This is a genomic window from Streptomyces chartreusis, from assembly GCF_008704715.1.
Classification (GTDB): Bacteria; Actinomycetota; Actinomycetes; order Streptomycetales; family Streptomycetaceae; genus Streptomyces; species Streptomyces chartreusis.
This window is the reverse complement of the sequence record NZ_CP023689.1, coordinates 7,131,552-7,153,668: the sequence shown is the minus strand read 5'-3', so window position 1 is coordinate 7,153,668 and position 22,117 is coordinate 7,131,552. Positions and strand designations below refer to the sequence as shown.

Below are 22,117 nucleotides of genomic sequence, written 5' to 3'. Positions count from 1 at the left end.
GATCACGGCGGATGTTCCACGGTGTGCGGCAGCGTGCCCCAGGGATGCCGGCCCCTGCCGGGGACCGCGCAGTGCACCGAGGCGCCGTGGGACCGGGCCGTCTCCGTCAGGTCGACGCCGGGCGGGACGCCGTAGACCAGGTGGCACAGCCGCGCTCCGGTGGCGGGCCGCCGGTGCCGCCGGACGAGCCGGGTGTACGAGGCGTACGGGCCCTCGAAGGTGACCAGGAGGTCGGCGATCCTGGCGTACGCCGGGTCCGCTTCCGTGCCGTGGTTCAGGGCGAGCGTGCCGCAGCCGGCACCCCACGCGGCCGTCGCGAGCCGCTGGTAGTACGCGAACTCAGCGCGGCTCGTGGCGACTTGGTCGAGGAAGACGCCGTCTGCCCGGTACCAGTCGCGGTGGCGGGCGATGTCGCGGACGACCTCGGCGTGCGGCCGGCGGCCGTAGTCGGTGTCGACGTAGCCGAGCACCCGCACGCCCGCGCTCGCCAGCCGGGCCGCGACCTCGGCGAACGCCGGGTCGGGCGCGTCGCCGGGGCCGCTGGCCGGGTTCAGCACGACACCGTGGAGCCGGGGCGCGGCGGCGATGATCGCGTCCCATTCGGCGGGGCGGTCGGACGGGTGCTCGTAATAGGGGATCAGCAGGTCGGTCATCGGTGTGCGGTCGCCCTTCCCAGGAGGACGCAGACGAGGGTGGCCTGGGCCAGTGCGGCCGTTCCGTGGACGATCGGGGCGGTCCAGTGCGGGCTGCCGGTGTGGGTGAGGAGCGCGAGCGTCTGGGCGAGGGCCGCCGTGCAGCAGATCGCGGCCGTGCCGAGCACCGCGCCGAAGGACTGGAGCAGCAGGCCCGTCCACAGGACCACGCCGAGGAGGAGCAGGCCGGCGAGGCGGACACCGGTGATCTGTGGCGTGCCGGGCCAGACGGCCGAGGTGGCCAGGACGAGGCCGAGCAGGGCGGCGAGGTAGGCCGCCAGGCATCGTCCGGCCGTGCGCATCGTCGCCCGTCGGAACGCCCGTGCGGTGCTGGTGGAGCGCAGGCCGGTCAGGGTGCCGCTGCGGAAGCGGTACAGGAGCCATTCGGCGGGGCCCATGCTGAGGGTGAGGGCGACGGCCGCGGGTGCCAGGGCGCTGTGCCGCTCGCCCGCCAGTGTGTCCTCGACGGCCGTGCAGAGGACGAGGACGCCGGTGGCCAGGCCGAACAGGGCGTACGGGAGGGAGGCGGAGAGGCGGGGGCCCGTTGTCCGTCGCACCCCGAGCCCCTTCGGGGCGCGTACGGCGGGGGCGACCTCATGCAGAGCGAGCAGCGCCACCGCGAAGAGAGAGGCCGGCAGCAGCACGAGTCCTGCCGTGTCGGGCACCGGCTCGGACAAGGCCAGGACCGCGCCCGCCGCCATCGGCAACAGGGCCACCAGCAGGGCGCGTTCGCGGCCCATGACCAGCAGTACGGTGGCGGCGCCGAGGTAGCAGGACTGCCCGGCGGCGAAGGCGATGGCCGTCGTGCCGGACGTGCCCGCTACGGTCAGCGCGATCAGGGTGCCGAGCAGTGCGCCGGCCGGGGCGCCGAGGAGCAGGGTCCGACGGGCGGCAGCACGGTCGCCCAGTCCCAGCCAGACGTACGCCCGATGCGCCAGGCCCTGGTTCCAGGTCCAGCCGACCAGGGCGCCCGCGAGCAGCGGGAGCGTGGCCGGTGGGAGGCCGGAGGCGTCGCGGGGGCCCGCGAGCAGGGGGGCTCCGAGGACGTAGCCGAGGCCGGGCAGGGCGAAGAGCAGGCCCCGTAGGAGGCAGCCGATCAGGCCCGCCCGCCAGGGGTCGTGGGGCGGGTCCTCCGGCTCGGGGTAGCGGCGTTCGGTCCGTTCGTAGAGTTCCTCGGCTAGGGCGAAGGAGTTCTTCACGCCGTAGCGCTCGCGTATCTGGTCGTCCGAGAGGCCGTCGGACTCCAGCAGGGCGGCGATCTCGTCCGGGTGGACGGCGGCTGCCGTGAAGTCGTCGAGGCGGGCGGCGAGTTCGTCGAGGGGGTCGGGGCGGGCCCAGCCAGGTGCGGCGCGCTGGCGGGGGACCACCGGGAGGGTCTCGGGGCGGGAGCCCGGCGGCATCCAGAGGCTGCCGCTCACCAGTCGGTTCCGTCCGTCGCGACCTTCTCGTACCAGGGGTCGTGCAGTTCGGCGGTCCAGTCGGCGACCGTCTCCAGCGTGGGCTCGTACACCTCGGTGCTGCCGGCGAGCTCCTCGTAGATGGCCCGGAAGTTGTCGACGGAGCGGCGCAGCGTGAACCGGTCGATGACCCGTTGGCGGGACAACTCGCCCAGTTCCAGGCGCCGTTCGTCGTCCTTGAGGAGGGTCAGGGCGGCCGCGGCCATCTTCTCCGGCTCGCGCGGCGGGACGACGATGCCGGTGTCGCCGACGGCCTCACGCACTCCCCCGACGTCCGTTGAGACGGTCGTACGGCCGCAGGACATGGCCTCGATGATGGAGAACGGGAAGCCCTCGGAGATGGAGGACAGCATGACGAGGTGGCCTGCGGCGTAGGCGCGCCAGACCTCGGTGATGCGGCCCTCGAAGGTCAGGCCGTCCGTCACGCCGAGTTCGGCGGCGAGCTTCTCCAGTTTCGTGCGGTAGGCCTCGCCGCCGGGCGGGACCGGGCCGAACAGCCGCAGCCGGGTCTCGGGGAGTTCGGCGCGGACCATGGCGTAGGCCCGCAGCAGGGTCTCCAGGTCCTTGATGGGGTCGACGCGGCCGCACCAGGTGAGGGTGGGGACGTCCGGCTCGGGTCCTGCGTGCGGGAAGGCGTGCGGGTCGACGCCGTTGTAGACGGTGCGGATCCGGTCGGCGTCGGCGCCGCCGCGCTCCTCCCAGCGGCGGTTGTACCGGTTGCACGGGGTGATCAGGTCGGCCGTGCGGTACCCGTGCGAGTTCAGCTCGCGGTAGAAGCCGAGCATGAACGCCTTCACGGGCCAGCGCTGGGCGGCGCTGCGGTAGCCGAGGTAGCGCTCGCGCAGGTAGATGCCGTGCTCGGTGAGGAGGAAGGGCACGCCGTCGAGCCGGCGGGCGGCGAGGGCCGGGAGGGTGGCGAGGCCGCTGCTGACGGCGTGGACGACACTGTCCTCGGCGATCCGGATGCCGAGCGGGCGCAGGGCGTGTTCCAGCAGGTCGGTCGCGGTCAGGGCGTCGTGCACGGTGGGTCGGGCGGCCGCGGTCGGCAGATGCGGCATCGTCCACATCCACATCAGCGACCTGAGCGCCGGCTCGGAGCGCAGCGCCGCCGACAGGCGTCCGTCGCGGGCGAGTTCGGCCAGCTCGTCCAGTGCGTCGCCGAAGTCTTCTCCGTCGGCCCCGGGGTCGAGGAAGGAGAGCAGGAACCGCTCGTAGGCGTCGGTGAAACGGCGCCGGGCCCGGCCCCGCGGCGCTCGTTTCCGGCCCGGACGTGGGCCCCAGGTGGGTACGGAGGTGTGCCGGTGGACGTTGGGCGGCAGCTCCCAGGTGACGGGTTCGCGGCCGGTCCCGGTGAGCGAGACGATGTGGAAGTCGACCTCCGGCATGCCCTTGACGAGCTGGTCGCACCAGGTGCTGACCCCGCCGTGGACATGTGGATAGGTGCCTTCGGTGAGCATGGTGACGTGACGGCCAGGGCGCATCGCAGCCCGGCTCCCCCCTGTGATGCGGATGGTATGCGGGGAACTGCGCTCGGGAGCCGGGCTGCCGCCGCATGGGGGCAGGTCGCGCCCACGCGGCGGCAGCCGCGGATCGAATACAGTCCCGCGCCCCTTTCAGGGGCGTCGCCCTCAGGGCAGCTTGAGCGTCACCGCTGACTGCAGCAGCGCCGGCGTGGTCCAGGCCGAGCGCTTTCCGGCGTACGGGGTCCCGAACGCGGAGGTGCCGAGCAGGAGTTGCTTGACGGTGCCCTCGGGTGCGGTCACCGGGATCTGGGTCCCGGACGGCGCGTTGACGGTCACGGTCCTGCCGATGCGGTACGCCGTGACGGAGCCGTTCGCGACCGCGTTCTGCCAGGCGGCCCGGCGCTGGAGCTCGGTGCCGATGGCGCCCTGCGCGAGGTTCTCCACAGGGGTGTCGGCGGCGAACAGCGCCTGGTAGTCGGCGAGGACCCGGTCGAGGACGGGGTACAGGATGCGGCCCTCGGCCAGGTTGGACTGGTGGGCGTAGTGCGGACGCGGGTCGTTGCCGATCACGTGCCCGAGGGCGATGCGGGCCTCCTGCGGCACGATGTGGTCGTCGTAGCCGGTGGCGGTGTCCAGCGGCTCGGGCAGACAGGTGGAGGCGGGGTTGTTCTCGCAGATGCCGCTGCCGCCGTCGGCCGTCGAGGTGTAGATCCAGTTGTACTCGTCGGCCATCTCCTGTTCGGTGCCCGTGTTGTAGTACACGTTCATCGGGTACCGGGGCACGGTGAGCGCGGCGCCGACCGAACGCTGCGCGGGCTCACGGGAGTTGTCCGAGGCGATCCACTTGACGCCGTTGTCGGCGAGGGCACCGGCCAGGTTGGGGTTGTCGGCGGGCTGCTGCGGCAGGGTCTTCAGACCCGAGTGCTCGCCGGTGACCAGTTCCGTGCGGTCGAGCGGAAGTCCCTTGTTGACGCCCCAGTTGTAATTGTTCCTGATCTGCGCCGAGATCTCCGAGCGGCTCATGTACTGCGTCGAGCCGTTCGCGTTCTTCGCGCAGCTCCACGGCACGGTCGAGGTGTCCTGGACGCAGCCGAGGAACGGGTGCGTGTAGGTGTGGTTGATCCAGCGGTACTGCGCCTTGTCGGCGAGCAGCCGGTCGGCGAGGGCGTCGGTGCCGCCGTTCTCGGTCTTCCACTCCTCGCCGGAGCCGGCGTTGTAGACCATGTCCAGCTTGAAGCCGTGATCGCGCTGCCACTGGGCGGCGTACGTCGCGTCCGCGGCGGTCATCCGGATGGGCGGGGCCTCCTCGCCGCCACCGCCCACGCAGTCGATGTCACCGGGCGTGCAGTTGCGCTCGGTGTCCCAGCGGGCGTCGGGCGCGAAGACGTCGTCGACGTGCACGGCGAAGTAGTTGCGCGCCTGGCCGAGGTGGATGCCCTGGGTCAGCCATTCGACGATGCCGCGGGCGAGGAGCCGGAACTGCTGCTGGTACTGGTTGTAGGCGAAGGTCACGACCAGTTCGCGGCGCCCGTCGTGGCTGTACTCGCCGACCAGGCTGCCGCGCCCGGTGCCGCCGGGCACGGGCACGTCGACGTAGCTGGTGAAGCCGGCGCGGGGCCGGGCCGCGTAGCCGTAACTCTCCGGCACGGACGGGTCGTTGTCCTCGAAGGCGAAGGCGCCGTCGAGATAGCCGAAGGAGCCGGCCCGGCCCTCGGCGGTCACGGACGCCTCGTGCCCGTCGAGGGAGCCGGCCCAACCGCCCTCGGTGGTGTAGTCGAGGCCGACGCCCGGGTGGGCCCAGGTGTAGGCGTCGACCTGCGGGATGCCGTAGGTCCGCTCGTAGTTCTCCAGCGCCGCCTGCTCGGCGGAACCCGCCCCGAACGGTGCCTCGTTGGGCGATACGACGCCCTGGAACTTGGCGCGGGGCCTGCCGTTGACGGTGTCGCTGAGGAACGCCGACGTGATGGCCGGGCGGTTCGAGGCGTTCAGGTCGACGGTGGTGTACGGGATGCCGGTGGTCTTCAGCTGGTCGGTGATGGCCTTCACGGAGCTGTCGCCGTTGTCCACGACCAGGACCCTGAGATCGATGCGCGGGTCCTCGGCGGCCGCGGCGCCGGGCACCGAGAGCCCCAGCGTCAGCAGACCGGCCGCCGCGGCGACAGCTGCCGCGTTTCTCCATCTGTGCGCGGTGTGCGCCATTGATTTTCCTTCCCCCCAGAAGGTCCCCTTGCAGGCCGATTGCGAAGAATCGGCAGAGGATCCATGGAAATCATGCGAAACGGCGAGCGAGCGGCTCGCCGGAACCAGACAGAGTGTGGCTCGCTCGCCGGTCGCGAGGATCAGGAAACGGCCGCGACGCCACTCACAGGTGAACGTCCGTAGGAATGAGCGAACGCTCACACGAGCGTAGGCTCGTCCCGAGTGTTCGCCGTACCGGGGAAGGCCCCGCTGCCAACGCACCCACAGGTCGGAACTAGGGTCGGCCGTCGGGCCCGGTCGACCCACACTATTCGGCCATCGCAACTTCACATCGGAAGCGAGATTTCACCACCGTGACTGCTCTCACTCTCAGCACCGCCGCGGCGCCCGGCCTGCGGGCCGACGCGATCGTGATCGGTGTCGCCAAGGGCGCTGCGTCCAAGTCCGCGGGACTCGTCGTCGCACCGGGCGCCGAGGCCGTGGACAAGGCGTACGACGGCAGGCTCGCCGGCGTCCTTGAGACCCTCGGTGCCTCCGGCGCCGAGGGCGAGGTGACGAAGCTCCCCGCCCCCGCCGGGTTCAAGGCCCCGCTCGTGCTGGCGGTGGGGCTGGGCGCCGAGCCCGAGAAGGACGCCGACTACGACGCCGAGGTGCTGCGCAAGGCCGGCGGTGTCGCCGCCCGCGCCCTCGCCGGCTCCAAGAAGGCCGCGTTCGCGCTGCCGCTGGGCGACGCCGCCGACATCGGCGCCGTCGCCGAGGGCGTGCTGCTCGGGGCGTACGCCTTCGACGTGTACAAGGAGAACGGCAAGGACTCCGGCGCCCAGGGCAAGAAGAACGGCAAGGCCCCCCTCGCCGAGGCCGCGCTGCTCGGCGGCAAGCCCCGCGACAAGGAGCACAAGGCCGCGATCGAGCGCGCCACCGCCGTCTCCGAGGAGCTCAACCGCGCCCGCGACCTGATCAACACCCCGCCCAACGACCTCACCCCCGAGTCGTTCGCCGCGATCGCCACGGCGGCCGGCAAGGAGCACGGCATCAAGGTGCAGGTGCTCGACGAGAAGGCGCTCACCAAGGGCGGCTACGGCGGCATCCTCGGCGTCGGCTCCGGCTCGCAGGCGGGTCCGCGGCTGGTGAAGCTGACGTACACGCACTCCAAGGCGAGCAAGCACCTCGCGCTCGTCGGCAAGGGCATCACCTACGACTCGGGCGGCATCTCGCTGAAGCCGGCCGGGCACAACGAGACGATGAAGTGCGACATGAGCGGCGCGGCCGCCGTGTTCGCCGGCGTGGTCGCGGCGGCCCGCCTCGGGCTCCAGGTGAACGTCACCGGCTGGCTGGCGCTGGCCGAGAACATGCCCTCGGGATCCGCGGTGCGCCCCGGTGACGTGCTGCGCATGTTCAGCGGCAAGACCGTGGAGGTGCTCAACACCGACGCCGAGGGCCGGCTCGTGCTCGCCGACGCGCTGTGGGCCGCTTCGCAGGAGAAGCCGGACGCGATCGTGGACGTGGCCACGCTGACCGGCGCCATGGTGCTGGCGCTCGGCAGCCGCACCTTCGGCGTGATGGCCAACGACGAGGCGTTCCGCTCCGCGATCGTGGAGGCCGCCGAGGAGGTCGGGGAGCCGTCGTGGCCTATGCCGCTGCCGGAGCACCTGCGCAAGGGCATGGACTCGCCCACCGCCGACATCGCCAACATGGGTGAGCGCATGGGCGGTGGACTGGTCGCCGGTCTGTTCCTGCGGGAGTTCGTGGGTGAGGGGATCACCTGGGCGCACCTGGACATCGCGGGGCCGGCGTTCAACGAGGGCGGCCCCTTCGGCTACACGCCCAAGGGCGGTACCGGTTCCGCCGTGCGCACCCTGGTCCGGCTCGCCGAGCTGACGGCCGCGGGCGACCTGGGCTGACGTCGTTCGGGTTGAGGGGGCTCCGCGCGCGGGTAGGGCGGAGCCCCTCTTCCATGCCCGCCTCTCCCGTGCGCTCAGCTGAACGTGGGACGTCTCACACACCGGCCCGGCGTCTCGTTCGGTGTGGACAAGTGCGAAGATGGGGCTCGGCAGGACAGGGCCCCCACCACAGGGCCGAAGAAAGAGCGGCCGGACACCAGCCGCCGCCCGGTCAACGCTGACCGGCGTACGGCGCACATGCATGGAGGACGTGACGTGGCGAACGACGCCAGCACCGTTTTCGACCTAGTGATCCTCGGCGGTGGTAGCGGTGGTTACGCTGCGGCCCTGCGCGGGGCGCAGCTGGGCCTGGACGTCGCCCTGATCGAGAAGGACAAGGTCGGCGGCACCTGCCTGCACCGGGGATGCATCCCCACCAAGGCCCTGCTTCACGCGGGCGAGATCGCCGACCAGGCTCGTGAGAGCGAGCAGTTCGGCGTGAAGGCCACCTTCGAGGGCATCGACATCGCCGGTGTGCACAAGTACAAGGACGGCGTGATCGCCGGCCTGTACAAGGGCCTCCAGGGTCTTGTCGCCTCCCGCAAGGTGACGTACATCGAGGGTGAGGGCCGACTGTCCTCCCCCACCTCCGTCGACGTGAACGGCCGGCGCGTCCAGGGCCGCCACGTCCTGCTGGCGACCGGCTCCGTGCCGAAGTCGCTGCCGGGCCTGGAGATCGACGGCAACCGGATCATCTCCTCCGACCACGCCCTCGTCCTGGACCGCGTGCCCAAGTCCGCGATCATCCTGGGCGGCGGCGTCATCGGCGTCGAGTTCGCCTCGGCGTGGAAGTCCTTCGGCTCCGAGGTCACCGTCATCGAGGGCCTGAAGCACCTCGTCCCGGTCGAGGACGAGAACTCCTCCAAGCTTCTTGAGCGCGCGTTCCGCAAGCGCGGCATCAAGTTCAACCTGGGCACCTTCTTCTCCAAGGCCGAGTACACCGCCGACGGCGTCAAGGTCATCCTCGCCGACGGCAAGGAGTTCGAGGCCGAGGTCCTGCTGGTCGCCGTCGGCCGCGGCCCGGTCTCCGCCGGCCTCGGCTACGAGGAGCAGGGCGTCGCCATGGACCGCGGCTACGTCCTCGTCGACGAGTACATGCGCACCAACGTCCCGACCATCTCCGCCGTCGGTGACCTGGTGCCCACGCTCCAGCTCGCGCACGTCGGCTTCGCCGAGGGCATCCTGGTTGCGGAGCGTCTGGCCGGTCTGAAGACCGTCCCGATCGACTACGACGGTGTCCCCCGCGTGACCTACTGCCACCCGGAGGTCGCCTCCGTCGGTATCACCGAGGCCAAGGCCAAGGAGATCTACGGTGCGGACAAGGTCGTCGCTCTGAAGTACAACCTGGCGGGCAACGGCAAGAGCAAGATCCTCAACACCGCGGGCGAGATCAAGCTCGTCCAGGTGAAGGACGGTGCGGTGGTCGGCGTCCACATGGTCGGCGACCGTATGGGCGAGCAGGTCGGCGAGGCCCAGCTGATCTACAACTGGGAGGCGCTGCCGGCCGAGGTCGCCCAGCTCATCCACGCCCACCCGACGCAGAACGAGGCGCTCGGCGAGGCCCACCTGGCCCTGGCCGGCAAGCCGCTGCACGCTCACGACTGACCCTCGGTCACGAAGCGACGACACAGACTTCCGCAATTCGTAAGGAGCAACCGAAACCATGGCGGTTTCCGTAACCCTTCCGGCGCTCGGCGAGAGCGTCACCGAGGGCACTGTCACCCGCTGGCTGAAGGCCGAGGGCGAGCGCGTCGAGGCCGACGAGCCGCTGCTCGAGGTGTCGACCGACAAGGTCGACACCGAGATCCCTTCGCCCGCCGCCGGTGTCCTCGCCTCCATCAAGGTCGCCGAGGACGAGACCGTTGAGGTCGGCGCCGAGCTGGCCGTCATCGACGACGGCACGGGTGCCCCCGCTGCCGCCCCGGCCCCGGCCGCCGAGCCCGCCCAGCCGGAGCCGGCCCCGCAGGCCGCTGCCCCGTCCACCGAGCAGGCCGCCCCGGCTCCGGCGCCCACCGCCGAGGCCACCGCCGGCGCCGGCTCCGCCGAGGGCACGGACGTCGTCCTGCCCGCGCTCGGCGAGTCCGTCACCGAGGGCACCGTCACCCGCTGGCTGAAGTCGGTCGGCGACAGCGTCGAGGCCGACGAGCCGCTGCTGGAGGTGTCGACGGACAAGGTCGACACCGAGATCCCCGCGCCCACCTCCGGCACGCTGCTGGAGATCGTGGTCGGCGAGGACGAGACGGCCGAGGTCGGCGCCAAGCTGGCCGTCATCGGTGTCGCGGGTGCCGCTCCGGCGGCCGCCCCGGCCCCGGCGGCTCCGGCCCCCGCCCCCGCTGCTCCGGCTCCGGCCGCGCCCGCAGCCCCGGCTGCCCCCGCCGCTCCGGCCGCGCCCGCCGCTGCCGCCCCGGCTCCGGTCGCCCCCGCGGCTCCGGCTCCCGCGCCGGCCGCTCCGGCCCCGGTCACCCCGGCTCCGGCCGCTCCGGCCGCCGCCCAGGCGACCGACGAGGGCGCCTACGTCACCCCGCTGGTGCGCAAGCTCGCCGCCGAGAACGGCGTCGACCTGGCCAGCGTCAAGGGCACCGGCGTCGGCGGCCGTATCCGCAAGCAGGACGTCATCGCCGCCGCCGAGGCCGCGAAGGCCGCCGCTGCCGCTCCGGCTCCGGCCGCCGCCGCTGCCCCGGCCGCCGCCAAGAAGGCACCGGCCCTGGAGGTCTCTCCCCTCCGCGGCCAGACCGTCAAGATGCCGCGCATCCGCAAGGTCATCGGCGACAACATGGTCAAGGCGCTGCACGAGCAGGCGCAGCTGTCCTCGGTCGTCGAGGTCGACGTGACCCGTCTGATGCGTCTGCGCACGCAGGCCAAGGACTCCTTCGCCGCGCGCGAGGGCGTCAAGCTCTCCCCGATGCCGTTCTTCGTGAAGGCGGCGGCCCAGGCGCTGAAGGCCCACCCGGTCATCAACGCCAAGATCAACGAGGCCGAGGGCACGATCACCTACTTCGACTCCGAGAACGTCGGAATCGCGGTGGACTCGGAGAAGGGCCTGATGACCCCGGTCATCAAGGGTGCGGGCGACCTGAACATCGCCGGCATCGCCAAGGCCACGGCCGACCTGGCCGGCAAGGTCCGCGCCAGCAAGATCACGCCCGACGAGCTGTCCGGCGCGACCTTCACCATCTCCAACACCGGTTCGCGCGGTGCGCTCTTCGACACGATCATCGTGCCGCCGGGCCAGGTCGCGATCCTCGGCATCGGCGCCACGGTCAAGCGCCCGGCCGTCATCGAGACGGAGGAGGGCACGGTCATCGGCGTCCGCGACATGACCTACCTGACCCTCTCCTACGACCACCGCCTGGTCGACGGCGCCGACGCGGCCCGTTACCTGACGGCGGTCAAGGCGATCCTGGAGGCCGGCGAGTTCGAGGTCGAGCTCGGTCTGTAATCGCCGACGAAGCGGTACGACGCCCCGTCCGGAACTTCTCCGGGCGGGGCGTCGCTTTTTGGGGCGCCTGAGAGCTCGGTGCGCGGGGTTGTCGGGCGGGTGCGGGCGGGTCGTGGCTGGTCGCGCAGTTCCCCGCGCCCCTTGAGGTGGGTGCGATGTACGCCCCTAAGGGGCGCGGGGAACTGCGCGACGAGCCCACGACTACCCGCACCCGCCCGCCGACAGTCGAACCCACCCATTGGGCGCCCACCCCACCCCAACCCCGTGTAAGTCTCGTCTCACCTGCACCAAGACCCCCTTGTCGGCTCACCCAGCGGAGCGCCACGGCCGTATTGTCTAAACGTCAACGCGCCCTAAGGAGCCCTCATGACCGCCCCCGTCATCCACTCGCTGCGCGAACAGATCCGCGAGCACATCCTGGAGGGGATCATCAGCGGTCGCTGGCAGCCGGGCGAGCGGATCGTGGAGCGGCGTATCGCCACCGAGCTGGAGGTCAGCCAGACCCCCGTACGCGAGGCACTGCGCGAGCTGGAGTCCCTGCGCCTGATCGAGTCGGCGCCGAACAAGGGCGTACGCGTCCGCAGCCTGACCGCCGCCGACCTGGAGGAGAGCTACCCGGTCCGGGCCGGCCTGGAGGCCATCGCCGCCGAGCTCGCCGCCGACCGCCTCGCCGAGGACTGCTCCGCCCTGGACCCGCACGTCACCGCGCTCTACGACGCCGACCGCAACTCCGACGGCACGGGCCAGGTCCGGCACACGGTCGCCTTCCACCGCGAGATGGTCCGCGCCGCCGGCAACTCCGTGCTGCTGCACACCTGGGAGGGCCTCGGCATCGAGGTCTTCACGGCCCTGTCCATCCGCTGGCTGGGCACCGTGCAGCAGTCGTACGCGGAGGAGCACGAGGAGCTGGTGGCGGCGTTCCGGCGCCGGGACCCCCGGATCGCCGAGATCGTCAAGGCGCATGTGCTCGGCTGCGCCCCCCGGCACGAGTCCTGAGCGCGGCCCCGCTCATACGTGGCCTCACCTGCGAAAACCCGGGAAAAACGCGGCACCCGGTGCCTGTCCGAAAGGCACCGCGTGCCGACTTTCTCGTGATCAAGAGGTTTTCACCCTCTACCCTTTGATCGATCATCGATCAGAGAGTTATTGTCGCCGACGGACCTCCACCGAGGTCTTCGCCCTGTCCTGCCAAAGACAAAGGGCAACCCCGAACCCTTACCGATGAGGGAACCCCCTTCGACTGAGGAAGGCGGCGACATGACCGACCCCAACGCCATCCAGCCGAGCGCGCTCGACCAGCTCCCCGACCGTGATCCGGAGGAGACCGCCGAATGGCAGGCCTCGCTGGACGCGGTCGCCAAGGCGGCAGGTCCGCACCGCGCCGCATACCTGATGCGCCGCACGCTGGAGCGGGCCGAGGCGGGCGGCATCGCGCTGCCGAAGCTCCTCGAGACCGACTACGTCAACACCATCCCGACCGCCGCCGAGCCGACCGTGCCCGGTGACGAGGAGATGGAGCGGAAGATCACCGCGTGGAACCGCTGGAACGCGGCCGCCATGGTGACCCGCGGCTCCAAATACGGCGTCGGCGGCCACATCGCCACCTTCGCCTCCGCGGCCTGGCTCTACGAGACCGGCTTCAACCACTTCTTCAAGGGCAAGGAGGCCGACGGGTCCGGCGACCAGCTCTACATCCAGGGCCACGCCTCCCCCGGCATCTACGCCCGTGCCTTCCTCGACGGGCGCCTCACCGAGGCGCACCTCGACAACTTCCGCCAGGAGGCGGGCGGCAACGGCCTGCCGTCGTACCCGCACCCGCGCCGGCTGCCCTGGCTGTGGGAGTTCCCGACGGTGTCCATGGGCCTCGGCCCGCTGTCGGCGATCTACCAGGCGCGCTTCAACCGCTATCTGACGGCGCGCGGCATCAAGGACGTCTCCGACTCCCACGTCTGGGCCTTCCTCGGCGACGGCGAGATGGACGAGCCGGAATCCACGGCGGCACTCGCCCTGGCCTCCCGTGAGGGTCTGGACAACCTGACCTTCGTCATCAACTGCAACCTCCAGCGCCTCGACGGCCCGGTCCGCGCGAACTTCAAGATCGTGCAGGAGCTGGAGGCGCAGTTCCGCGGCGCCGGCTGGAACGTCGTCAAGACGATGTGGGGCACGGCCTGGGACGAGCTGTTCCAGCTCGACACCACCGGCGCGCTCGTACGCCGCCTGCGCCAGGTACCCGACGCGCAGGTGCAGACGTACCAGACCCGCGACGCGGCCTATATCCGCCAGGACTTCTTCGGCGCCGACCCCGCGCTGGTCGAGATGGCGAAGCTGCTGAGCGACGACAAGATCATCGAGTGCTTCCACCTCTCCCGCGGTGGCCACGAGGCCCGCAAGGTGTACGCCGCCTACAAGGCCGCCGTCGAGTTCAAGGGCGCGCCGACCGTGATCCTGGCCCAGACGGTCAAGGGCCACACCCTCGGTGCCGGCTTCGCGTCGAAGAACGCCAACCACCAGATGAAGAAGCTGACGGTGGACGAGTTCAAGACGATGCGCGACCTGCTGGAGCTGCCGATCTCCGACAGCGCCTTCGCCGACGGCCAGGTGCCCTACGGCCACCCGGGCGCCGACTCCGCCGAGGTCCGCTACCTCCAGGAGCGCCGCGCGGCCCTCGGCGGTCCGGCCCCGGCCCGCCGTGTGCACCCGGTGGCCCCGCTGCCGGCCCCGGCCGAGAAGGCGTTCGCGTCCTTCGACAAGGGTTCCGGTTCGCAGAACGTGGCCACCACCATGGCCTTCGTCCGCCTGATCAAGGACCTCGTCCGCGACAAGGAGTCGGGCAAGCGCTGGGTGCCGATCGTCCCGGACGAGGCGCGCACCTTCGGTATGGAGTCGCTCTTCCCGTCGCTCGGCATCTACTCCCCCAAGGGCCAGACGTACGAGCCGGTCGACCGTGACCAGCTGATGTACTACAAGGAGGCCAAGAACGGCCAGATCCTCAACGAGGGGATCACCGAGGCCGGTTCGATGGCCGACTTCATCGCCGCGTCCACCGCGTACTCGACGCACGGCGAGGTGATGATCCCGTTCTACATCTTCTACTCGATGTTCGGCTGGCAGCGCACGGCCGACCAGATGTGGCAGCTCGGCGACCAGCTCGGCCGCGGCTTCCTCGTCGGCGCCACCGCGGGCCGTACGACCCTGACGGGCGAGGGCCTGCAGCACGCCGACGGCCACTCGCCGGTGATCGCGGCGACCAACCCGGCCGCGCTGACGTACGACCCGGCCTTCGCCTACGAGGTCGCGGCGATCGTCAAGGACGGTCTGCGCCGGATGTACGGCGAGGCCGCGCCGGGCGAGGACCCGGACGTCTTCTACTACCTGACCGTCTACAACGAGCCGATGCCGCAGCCGGCGAAGCCGTCCGGGCTCGGCATCGACGAGGGCATCGTCAAGGGCCTGTACCGCTTCAACACGGCGGAGTCGGCGGGCCTCAGCCCGGTCGCGAACGCCCCGCGGATCCAGCTCCTCGGCTCCGGCACGGCGATCCACTGGACGCTCCAGGCGCAGAAGCTGCTCGCCGAGGAGTGGGGCGTGGCGGCCGACGTCTGGTCGGCGACGTCCTGGACGGAGCTGCGCCGCGACGCCCTGGAGGCGGACGCCGCGCTGCTGCGCGGCGAGGAGCGCGTCCCGTTCGTCCGGCAGGCGCTGCAGGGCGCCGACGGCCCGGTGCTGGCGGTCTCCGACTACATGCGCCAGGTCCCGGACCAGATCGCGCAGTGGGTCGAGCAGGACTACTCCTCCCTCGGCGCCGACGGCTTCGGTCTCTCCGACACCCGAGAGGCGGCCCGCCGCCACTTCGGCGTCGACGCCGAGTCGATCGTCGTGGCGGCCCTGGCCCAGCTCGCGAAGCGCGGCGAGGTCAAGGCGACGGCGGTCAAGGAGGCCCGGGAGAAGTACGGCCTGTAGGACCGAGTGACGACGACGAAGGGGTACGGCCGCGGCCGTGCCCCTTCGTTGTCGGTGGGTCCCGGCATGATGGCCGTATGCGTGCTGCCCGGCTGATCAAGATGGTGCTGCTGTTGCAGTCCCGGCCCTCGATGACCGCCGCCGAGCTGGCGCGCGAGCTGGAGGTGTCCGAACGGACCGTCACACGGGACGCGCAGGCCCTGTCCGAGGCCGGTGTCCCGGTGTACGCGGACCGGGGGCGGGCCGGGGGGTACCGGCTGATCGGCGGGTACCGGACCCGGCTGACGGGGCTCGGGCGCAGCGAGGCCGAGGCGTTGTTCCTCTCCGGGGTGCCGGGGGCGCTGCGGGAGATGGGGCTGGAGGACACCGCGTCCGCGGCCCGGCTGAAGGTGTCCGCCGCCCTGATGCCGTCCCTGCGCGACGCCTCCCGTACGGCAGCGCAGCGCTTCCATCTGGACGCCCCGAACTGGTTCAAGGAACCGAAGACCCCCCAGCTGCTGCCCGCGGTCGCGGACGCGGTGTGGGACGACCGCCGGATCGTGGCCCGCTACCGGCGCGGGGAGGCGCAGAGCGAGGCCGAGCGGGAGCTGGAGCCGTACGGGCTCGTGCTGAAGGCGGGGGTCTGGTACCTGTGCGCCCGGGTCGCCGGGCAGGGGTCGTACCGGGTGTACCGCATCGACCGGTTCACGGCCGTGGAGGCCGCGGGCGAGCGGTTCGAGCGGGACGGGGAGTTCGACCTGCCGGAGTTCTGGGACGAGCGGGCCGAGCAGTTCGCGCGGTCCATCCTGCGGTCCGAGGTCGTGGTGCGGGTGTCCCCGGGCGGGGTGCGCAGACTGCCGTACACCGTGGATCCGCAGTCCGCGCGGGAGGCGGTGGAGGCGGCGGGCGCCCCGGACGGGGACGGCTGGGTGACGCTGACGCTGCCGGTGGAGTCCGAGGAGGTCGCCCACACCCAGCTCGCGTCGCTCGGCCCGGAGATCGAGGTGCTTCAGCCGCCCTCGCTGCGGGAGCGCTTCGCGGGCGACGCGATACGGCTGGCGACGCTGTACGGCGGATGACGCGATACGGCCGGCGACGCTGTACGGCGGATGAGCGTCGGCGCATAACAATCCGCCACACTCCACGTGCGCCCCACCCGTCCAGGGCCGATGCTTGACCCGTGATGGACGAGACGGAGTTCTGGGAGCTGGTGGACGGCGCGCGTGAGGGCGCCGAGGGTGACCCCGAGGAGCAGGCCGACCTGCTCGTGGACCGGCTGCTGCAACTGGACCCCGACGCCGTGCTCGACTTCGCCCGTCACTTCGAGGCCCGCTACAACCGCGCGTACACCTGGGACCTGTGGGGGGCCGCCTGGGTCCTGCTGGACGGGGCCAGCGACGACGCGTTCGACTTCTTCCGGTGCTGGCTGATCGGCCAGGGCCGCGAGGTGTACGAGGGCGGGGTGCACGACCCCGACTCGCTGGCGGACCTGCTGGACGACTTCGACGAGGAGTTCGACGGCGACGGCGAGGAGCTCGGCTACGCCGCGGACGAGGCCTACGAGCAGCTCACCGGCACGGTCGCCCCCGACCTCGGCATCCCGCCCGCGCCCCCGGAGCCGGAGGGCACGCCGGTGGACTTCGAGAACGCGCGGGTGCTGGCGGAGCGCTTCCCGAAACTGTGGGAGCGGTTCAAGGACTGAGCCCGGGCGCCCGGGTCTCAGGGCCTCGGCCTCGCGTCTCAGGCCACGGCCCGCCTGCGGCCCGGGTCCGACGGGATGTACGCCTGCGTCCGCTCGACCGTCACCGCGTGGTGCATCGGTGCCTTGTTGGCCTGGTCCAGCGCGGACGCCGTGACGGCGGCCGGCCCCAGGACGACGGTCGCGACCGCGCAGAGAGCCGTCCAGACCCGCTTGCCGCCGTGCCCGCTGTTGCTGCTGCTCATGATCCCCACCTCCGGTCAGTGCGTGTTCATGACCATAGGGAGGCCGCCTCGGGAGGGTCCTTGAGCCGGCTACGAGAAACCTGTGGAGAAGGTTCACCTGCGGTCTCTTGACCGGTTGCGTGATCGGCGGCTTACGGTGGCCGCCCCGAACAGGAGCATCGAGTCCATGACCAGCCCGTACGTACGGGAGATCACGCGCGAGGACCATCTGTCCCATCTGCGGCTGTACCCCGACGCGAGCCATCTCCAGATCCCCGAGTGGGGCGATGTGAAGCCCGACTGGCGGGCGGAGAGCGTCGGCTGGTTCGAGGACGGGCCCGCCGGGGAGGTCCTGATCGCGTCGGCGCTGGTCCTGTACCGCCCGCTGCCCGGCACCCGGCGCTGTCTCGCCTATCTCCCCGACGGGCCGGGGATCGACTGGCGGGCCCCGCGGGTGGACCGGTGGCTGGACGCCCTGGTCGCCCATGTGGAGCGGCGCGGGGCGTTCTCGCTGCGGATGGGGCCGCCGCTGGTGGTGCGGCACTGGGAGGCGGACACCGTCGCGGCGGGCGTCGCCGACCCCGACGTACGGCATCTGCACGACCTGCCCGCGGACGGCCTCGACGGATACGCGCTGGACCTCGCGGAGCGGCTGGGGCGGTTCGGGTGGCGGCGGTGCGCGGACGGCAACGGCAGCGGTTTTGGCCTCGGCCAGCCGCGCTACGGCTGTCAGGTGCCGCTGGCGGGCCGCTCGACGGACGAGTTGCGGGACGCCCTCGCGCCGCGCTGGCAGCAGTCCCTGGCCACCGCCGAGCGGGCGGGGGTCCTGGTGTCCTGGGGCACGGCGGCGGACCTGCCGGAGTTCTACCGCCTGTACACCGCGACCGCGGAACGGGACGGGTTCCGGGCCCGGCCCCTGAGCTACTTCCAGCGTCTGTGGGCGGCCCTGAACGCGGTGGACGGCGACCGGGTGCGGGTCTACCTCGCCGAGTACGACGGCGAGGTCCTCTCCGCCGCACTCATGATCGGCGTCGGCTCCCGCGTCTGGCACTCCTACGCGTCCTCCGGGCGCCGGGGCCGTGAACTGCGCCCGAGCAGCGTGCTGTTGTGGCGAATGCTGGGCGACGCGAGACAGGCCGGGGCCCGCACGTACGACCTGCGCTCCATCACCCCGACCCTGACGGACGACCGCCTCCTCGGCCGCCTCCTGTTCAAGACGGGCGCGGGCGGCAGGGCCGTGGAGTACCTGGGCGAGTGGGAACGCCCGGTGGGCAGCCAGGGGAAGGCGCTGCAGCGGGCGGTGGGGGTTTATCTGGGGCGGCGGTGAGGGGCGGGGCGGCGAGCGGTTAGGGCCTGCCTGCTGGGGCGCCGGTGGGGAGACGGCAGGTGCCGGGGCGGCCGTGCGGTCAGGCCCTGGCTGCTGGGGCGCCGGTGAGGAGACGGCGGGTGCCGGGGGGCGGCGCGTGGTCAGGGCCTGGCTCATGGGGCGCCGGTGGGGAGACGGCAGGTGCCGGGGGCGGCGCGTGGTGAGGGGCTGCCTGCCGGGGCACTGCTGTGGAGACGGCAGGTGCGCGCGGTTGGTGGGGCCGGCTGGGGCGTGGGACCGGTGGGCGTGGTCAGTGTCTGCCCTGGAGGCGGGCGGCTGTTTCTCTGATGTCCGGGAGGCGGGCGCTCAGGGCCGCGCCGGGGCACGTGGTCATGTAGCCCTCGTTGTGGCCGGCGATGGCCGGGAGGTCGGCCGTGGTGCCTCTGGAGTAGCGGCTGAGGCTGTTGCTGGAGGTCAGCGGGACCGTCGACCGGGGGTCCGTCTCGGAGAGCCCGAGCTTCCACGCGGCGATCGCGGCGATCGCGTCGGTCATGGCCTTGGGGACGGGGACACCGGCGGTGAAGGTGCCGAGGGCGGCGATGCCGGCGGTGCGGTGGTTGAAGCCCTGGGTGTGGGCGCCGGTGACGGCGCGGTCGACGCCGCCCGCACGGCCCTCGTAGATCGTGCCGCACCGGTCGACGAGGAAGTTGTAGCCGATGTCGTCCCAGTCGCGGGAGCCGGTCTGGCCCGCGTACAGGTAGCGGATGATGCGGGGCGTGTCGGCGCAGTCGTAGCCGTTGGGCGAGTCGGTGTGATGGACGAACACGGCGACGACCTTGTCGTCGTAGCGCGGGGGCGGCTGAGCGCGCCGGGCGTCGCCGCCCAGCCAGGCGGACCTGGGCACGATCTCCGGCCGGGCCGCCTGATACGCCCCGACGGGCCGGGCCGCGACGGGCCGCTCCTCCTCGGCGACACTCCGCTCGACGCCTTGCGCGCACAGCAGCAGCGCGAGAACGGCGGCGAGCCCGGGAACGCAGGCGAGCAACACGACCAGCACCCCGGACACCCGCGCCCCGTCAACGCCCTGCCACCACCCGACGCCCGGCCCCCGGCCCTGGCCCCCGGCTCCCCCTGCCCCCGAATCCGCCCCCACCGCCGCGCCCGCAACCGCCGCCGAGCCCGAACCGACTCCCGAGAGGGGACCGATCTCCGAGCAGAGGCCGACTCCCGAGCAGGAACCGATCCCCGAGCACGGGCAGACTCCCGAGCCGCAGGCGCCGACTCCCGAGCAGGAGCCGCCGCCCGAGCAGAGGCCGCCGTTCGAGCAGGGCCCGATTCGACGGCCTCCCGCCGCTCCCCGCCCACCTTCCCGACCGACGCCCGCCCACGTCCCCGCAACACCCGCCGCCGAGCCCGCCGCTCGGCATGAGCCGGGGCGACCGTAGAGGCCCGAACCTGTGGGGCGGCAGGGGGCCGGCCCTGCACGACTTCCGGCTGCTCCGGTGAGAGGGGCTCGGCCTGCGGGGCGGCCGACCGCTCCGGCCCGAAGGGCTTGACCTGCGGGGCGGCCGACCGCTCCGGCCCGAGGAGCGGCGCCTGCGGGGCCCGCTGCTCCGACGCGAGGGGGTCGACCTGCGAAGCAGCCGACCGCTCCGGCCCGAGGGGCTGGACCTGCCGGGCGGCCGGCCGCTCAGGCCCAAAGGACGACGCCTGCGGGACCGACTGCTCCGACGCGAGGAGCTCGGCCTGCGGGACCTGCTCTGCCGACGCGGGACGCCGCGCCCCCTGGGCCGACTGTTCCGGCCCGGAAGGCGGCCCATCGGGAGTCGACTCATCCCGCACGACAGGTCGCTCCTGCGGAGCAGGCCCCTGGCGCTCGACGCCTCGCTCCCCCACCACCGCTTGATCTGGCCCTGCCGAATCTTCCGCCCCGACCGCCCCCGCCCGCTCACCCTCCACCGCCCGCGAAGCCCCGGACGCCCCCTCCACAGGCCGCGCACCGCCGCAGCGTGCCCCCTCCACCCCGGTGGACTCGGGCCGCGCAGCCCCCACACCCCCACCGACCGCGCTACCCGCAGCCCCGGTCGCCTCATCCCGCGCGCCGGCACCCTCCAGGACCCCGCCGGAGCCATCCCGTGCACCCTCCACGACCCGGCCGGAAGCATCCCGCGCACCCTCCACGCCCCCGCCGGAGCCACCCCGCGCACCCCCTAAGGTCTCGCCGGCAGCGCCTCGCGCACCCCGCACCGCCTCGCCGGAAGCACCCCGCGCGCCCCACCCCGCCCCCGGTATCCGCGCAGCCCAAGGTATTCGTACGGCTCGAGGTCTTCGTCTCCCCCGTGTTCTCCGGAAGACCCCTCGGGTTACCCGTCGGAAGACAGACATGGTCCTACTGTCCGACGGATCCGGTCCGCCCGCGATGTGTGGTGTCACACGCAGTGGAACCATCGTCCCGGTCCGAGGCGTTTCTCCAGGTGCACGCGGCGTGGCCGGTTCCCTGCGGCGCGGGCGTGTGTGCTGATCAACGGGAGCTTTCCGCACGTACTAAGGGGTCCGAGGGAAAGGCGGCTCTGTGGACCTGCTCGACATCCTGCTGTTGCTGGTGATCCTGGCCTACGCGGCGTCCGGCTACCGCCGCGGCCTGGTCGCCGGCTGCGTCTCGCTCGCCGGTTTCGTCGGCGGCGCGGTGATCGGCGTATGGATCCTGCCGTGGATGATGGACCTGGTCACACCGGGTACGACGCAGGCCACCGTGACCGCGGTGCTCACCGTGCTGGTCCCGGCCGTGGCGGTGCACGAGCTCGCGGGAAGGCTGGCCCTGCGGCTGCGCCGGGAACTGGACCGCGGCCCGCTCAGAGTGGCCGACGGCGTCGGCGGGGCCGTGGCCAACTCGGTGGCCGTACTGATCGTCGCCTGGGTCGCCGCCAGCGTCCTCGCCGCCTCCTCCTCCCCGCTGCTCACCTCGGCGATCCGGGACTCCCGCCTGCTCGGCACCGTCCAGGACGCGATGCCGGACACGACCCCGGCGTGGTTCTCGCGGGCCACCTCCGCCCTCACCGAGGCCGGCTTCCCGCAGGTCTTCAACCCGTTCGAGAACGAGTCGACGGCCGAGGTCGCCAAGCCCACCGGCGACAGCGTCACGGCCGCAGCGACGAACGCCGCCAAGCTCAGCACCGTCAAGATCGAGGGCTCCTCGGGCACCCAGGGCCGCGAGGGCAGCGGCTTCGTGTACTCCCCGCGGCACGTGATGACCAACGCCCACGTGGTGGCCGGCATCGACGAGCCGAGCGTCCGCGTCGGCGGCGTCGGGCGGTCGTACGAGTCACGGGTGGTGCTCTTCGACCCGGAGCGGGACGTGGCCGTGCTGTACGTCCCCGAACTGCGCGCCCCGGTCCTGAAGTTCGACGACGAGGCCGCCCGCGGCGACTCGGCGGTCGTGGCGGGCTATCCGGAGGACGGCGACCTGAACCTCCAGGCGGCGACCGTCGCGAACCGTGTGCGGGCGACGGGCCAGAACATCTACAACGACGACACCGTCACGCGCGAGATCTACTCGATCCGCTCGACCGTCCGCCCCGGCAACTCCGGCGGCCCGCTGCTGACCACCGACGGCAAGGTGTTCGGCGTGGTCTTCGCCCGCTCCACCTCCGACGACGAGACCGGCTACGTCCTGACGGCGGCCGAGGTGGCCTCCGACGCCAGACGCGCGGCGAACGCGACCCAAGCGGTGGACACGGGCGAACTAGTCAGTTCCTGAGG

At 72.2% G+C, this 22,117-nt stretch carries 15 protein-coding genes; 9 read left to right on the top strand and 6 right to left on the bottom strand.

Going from position 1 to position 22,117, the window contains the following annotated elements; all coding sequences use genetic code 11:
• Nucleotides 1–2 precede the first annotated feature (2 nt).
• The 4 genes from CP983_RS31440 to CP983_RS31425 form a co-directional block, all read right to left on the bottom strand.
• Nucleotides 3–653 (bottom strand): spherulation-specific family 4 protein, encoded by a 651-nt coding sequence (locus CP983_RS31440; protein WP_150503344.1) that lies wholly within the window; start codon nucleotides 651–653, stop codon nucleotides 3–5.
• Nucleotides 650–2,110, bottom strand: a complete 1,461-nt coding sequence (locus tag CP983_RS31435) for a hypothetical protein (RefSeq protein ID WP_150503342.1) — start codon at nucleotides 2,108–2,110, stop codon at nucleotides 650–652. The genes CP983_RS31440 and CP983_RS31435 overlap by 4 nt, the downstream gene beginning before the upstream one ends.
• The gene (gene pelF / locus CP983_RS31430) at nucleotides 2,107–3,630 is read right to left on the bottom strand and encodes a GT4 family glycosyltransferase PelF (RefSeq protein WP_150503340.1); all 1,524 of its coding nucleotides are present in this window, start codon (nucleotides 3,628–3,630) and stop codon (nucleotides 2,107–2,109) included. The genes CP983_RS31435 and pelF overlap by 4 nt, the downstream gene beginning before the upstream one ends.
• A 147-nt stretch (nucleotides 3,631–3,777) precedes the next feature.
• A complete protein-coding gene (locus CP983_RS31425) occupies nucleotides 3,778–5,811 on the bottom strand; it encodes a hypothetical protein (RefSeq protein ID WP_150503338.1) in 2,034 nt (677 codons plus the stop codon).
• A 353-nt stretch (nucleotides 5,812–6,164) separates the two neighbouring features.
• On the opposite strand from CP983_RS31425, the gene CP983_RS31420 reads away from it, so the two are divergent.
• The 7 genes from CP983_RS31420 to CP983_RS31390 all read left to right on the top strand — a co-directional run bounded on the left by CP983_RS31420 (nucleotide 6,165) and on the right by CP983_RS31390 (nucleotide 16,831).
• The gene (locus CP983_RS31420; RefSeq protein WP_150503336.1) at nucleotides 6,165–7,712 is read left to right on the top strand and encodes a leucyl aminopeptidase; all 1,548 of its coding nucleotides are present in this window, start codon (nucleotides 6,165–6,167) and stop codon (nucleotides 7,710–7,712) included.
• Nucleotides 7,713–7,967: 255 nt separating this feature from the next.
• A complete protein-coding gene (gene lpdA, locus CP983_RS31415; protein WP_163017014.1) occupies nucleotides 7,968–9,356 on the top strand; it encodes a dihydrolipoyl dehydrogenase in 1,389 nt (462 codons plus the stop codon).
• Between the two features lie 58 nt (nucleotides 9,357–9,414).
• The gene (sucB, locus tag CP983_RS31410) at nucleotides 9,415–11,190 is read left to right on the top strand and encodes a 2-oxoglutarate dehydrogenase, E2 component, dihydrolipoamide succinyltransferase (protein WP_150503334.1); all 1,776 of its coding nucleotides are present in this window, start codon (nucleotides 9,415–9,417) and stop codon (nucleotides 11,188–11,190) included.
• A gap of 366 nt (nucleotides 11,191–11,556) precedes the next feature.
• On the top strand, nucleotides 11,557–12,186 hold the full coding sequence (locus CP983_RS31405; RefSeq protein WP_030951853.1) for a GntR family transcriptional regulator: 630 nt from the start codon (nucleotides 11,557–11,559) through the stop codon (nucleotides 12,184–12,186).
• 261 nt (nucleotides 12,187–12,447) lie between these two features.
• On the top strand, nucleotides 12,448–15,150 hold the full coding sequence (gene aceE / locus CP983_RS31400) for a pyruvate dehydrogenase (acetyl-transferring), homodimeric type (RefSeq protein ID WP_150503332.1): 2,703 nt from the start codon (nucleotides 12,448–12,450) through the stop codon (nucleotides 15,148–15,150).
• A 77-nt stretch (nucleotides 15,151–15,227) separates the two neighbouring features.
• Nucleotides 15,228–16,208 (top strand): helix-turn-helix transcriptional regulator, encoded by a 981-nt coding sequence (locus CP983_RS31395; RefSeq protein WP_150503330.1) that lies wholly within the window; start codon nucleotides 15,228–15,230, stop codon nucleotides 16,206–16,208.
• A gap of 104 nt (nucleotides 16,209–16,312) precedes the next feature.
• Nucleotides 16,313–16,831 carry a DUF4240 domain-containing protein gene (locus CP983_RS31390; RefSeq protein WP_030951856.1) on the top strand — a complete coding sequence of 173 codons (519 nt, stop codon included), beginning with the start codon at nucleotides 16,313–16,315 and terminating at the stop codon, nucleotides 16,829–16,831.
• A gap of 38 nt (nucleotides 16,832–16,869) precedes the next feature.
• Here CP983_RS31390 and CP983_RS31385 read toward each other — a convergent pair whose 3' ends face one another.
• The gene (locus CP983_RS31385) at nucleotides 16,870–17,073 is read right to left on the bottom strand and encodes a hypothetical protein (RefSeq protein WP_107907380.1); all 204 of its coding nucleotides are present in this window, start codon (nucleotides 17,071–17,073) and stop codon (nucleotides 16,870–16,872) included.
• Nucleotides 17,074–17,239: 166 nt separating this feature from the next.
• Between CP983_RS31385 and CP983_RS31380 the strand changes: the two genes are divergently transcribed.
• Nucleotides 17,240–18,379, top strand: a complete 1,140-nt coding sequence (locus CP983_RS31380) for a lipid II:glycine glycyltransferase FemX (protein WP_150503328.1) — start codon at nucleotides 17,240–17,242, stop codon at nucleotides 18,377–18,379.
• Between the two features lie 289 nt (nucleotides 18,380–18,668).
• On the opposite strand, the gene CP983_RS31375 is transcribed toward CP983_RS31380, so the two are convergent.
• Nucleotides 18,669–19,406: a peptidoglycan recognition protein family protein gene (locus CP983_RS31375; protein WP_189748671.1), complete on the bottom strand. Its 738-nt coding sequence runs from the start codon at nucleotides 19,404–19,406 to the stop codon at nucleotides 18,669–18,671.
• Between the two features lie 1,524 nt (nucleotides 19,407–20,930).
• Between CP983_RS31375 and CP983_RS31370 the strand changes: the two genes are divergently transcribed.
• The gene (locus CP983_RS31370) at nucleotides 20,931–22,115 is read left to right on the top strand and encodes a MarP family serine protease (protein ID WP_107906974.1); all 1,185 of its coding nucleotides are present in this window, start codon (nucleotides 20,931–20,933) and stop codon (nucleotides 22,113–22,115) included.
• Nucleotides 22,116–22,117: the final 2 nt, after the last annotated feature.

Excerpts from the sequence above, each read along its gene's own strand:
- CP983_RS31440 (WP_150503344.1), bottom strand. The coding sequence starts at position 653 with ATGACCGACCTGCTGATCCCCTATTACGAGCACCCGTCCGACCGCCCC.
- pelF (WP_150503340.1), bottom strand. The coding sequence starts at position 3,630 with ATGCGCCCTGGCCGTCACGTCACCATGCTCACCGAAGGCACCTATCCA.
- CP983_RS31425 (WP_150503338.1), bottom strand. The coding sequence starts at position 5,811 with ATGGCGCACACCGCGCACAGATGGAGAAACGCGGCAGCTGTCGCCGCG.
- sucB (WP_150503334.1), top strand. The coding sequence starts at position 9,415 with ATGGCGGTTTCCGTAACCCTTCCGGCGCTCGGCGAGAGCGTCACCGAG.
- CP983_RS31405 (WP_030951853.1), top strand. The coding sequence starts at position 11,557 with ATGACCGCCCCCGTCATCCACTCGCTGCGCGAACAGATCCGCGAGCAC.
- aceE (WP_150503332.1), top strand. The coding sequence starts at position 12,448 with ATGACCGACCCCAACGCCATCCAGCCGAGCGCGCTCGACCAGCTCCCC.
- CP983_RS31395 (WP_150503330.1), top strand. The coding sequence starts at position 15,228 with ATGCGTGCTGCCCGGCTGATCAAGATGGTGCTGCTGTTGCAGTCCCGG.
- CP983_RS31390 (WP_030951856.1), top strand. The coding sequence starts at position 16,313 with ATGGACGAGACGGAGTTCTGGGAGCTGGTGGACGGCGCGCGTGAGGGC.
- CP983_RS31385 (WP_107907380.1), bottom strand. The coding sequence starts at position 17,073 with ATGAGCAGCAGCAACAGCGGGCACGGCGGCAAGCGGGTCTGGACGGCT.
- CP983_RS31380 (WP_150503328.1), top strand. The coding sequence starts at position 17,240 with ATGACCAGCCCGTACGTACGGGAGATCACGCGCGAGGACCATCTGTCC.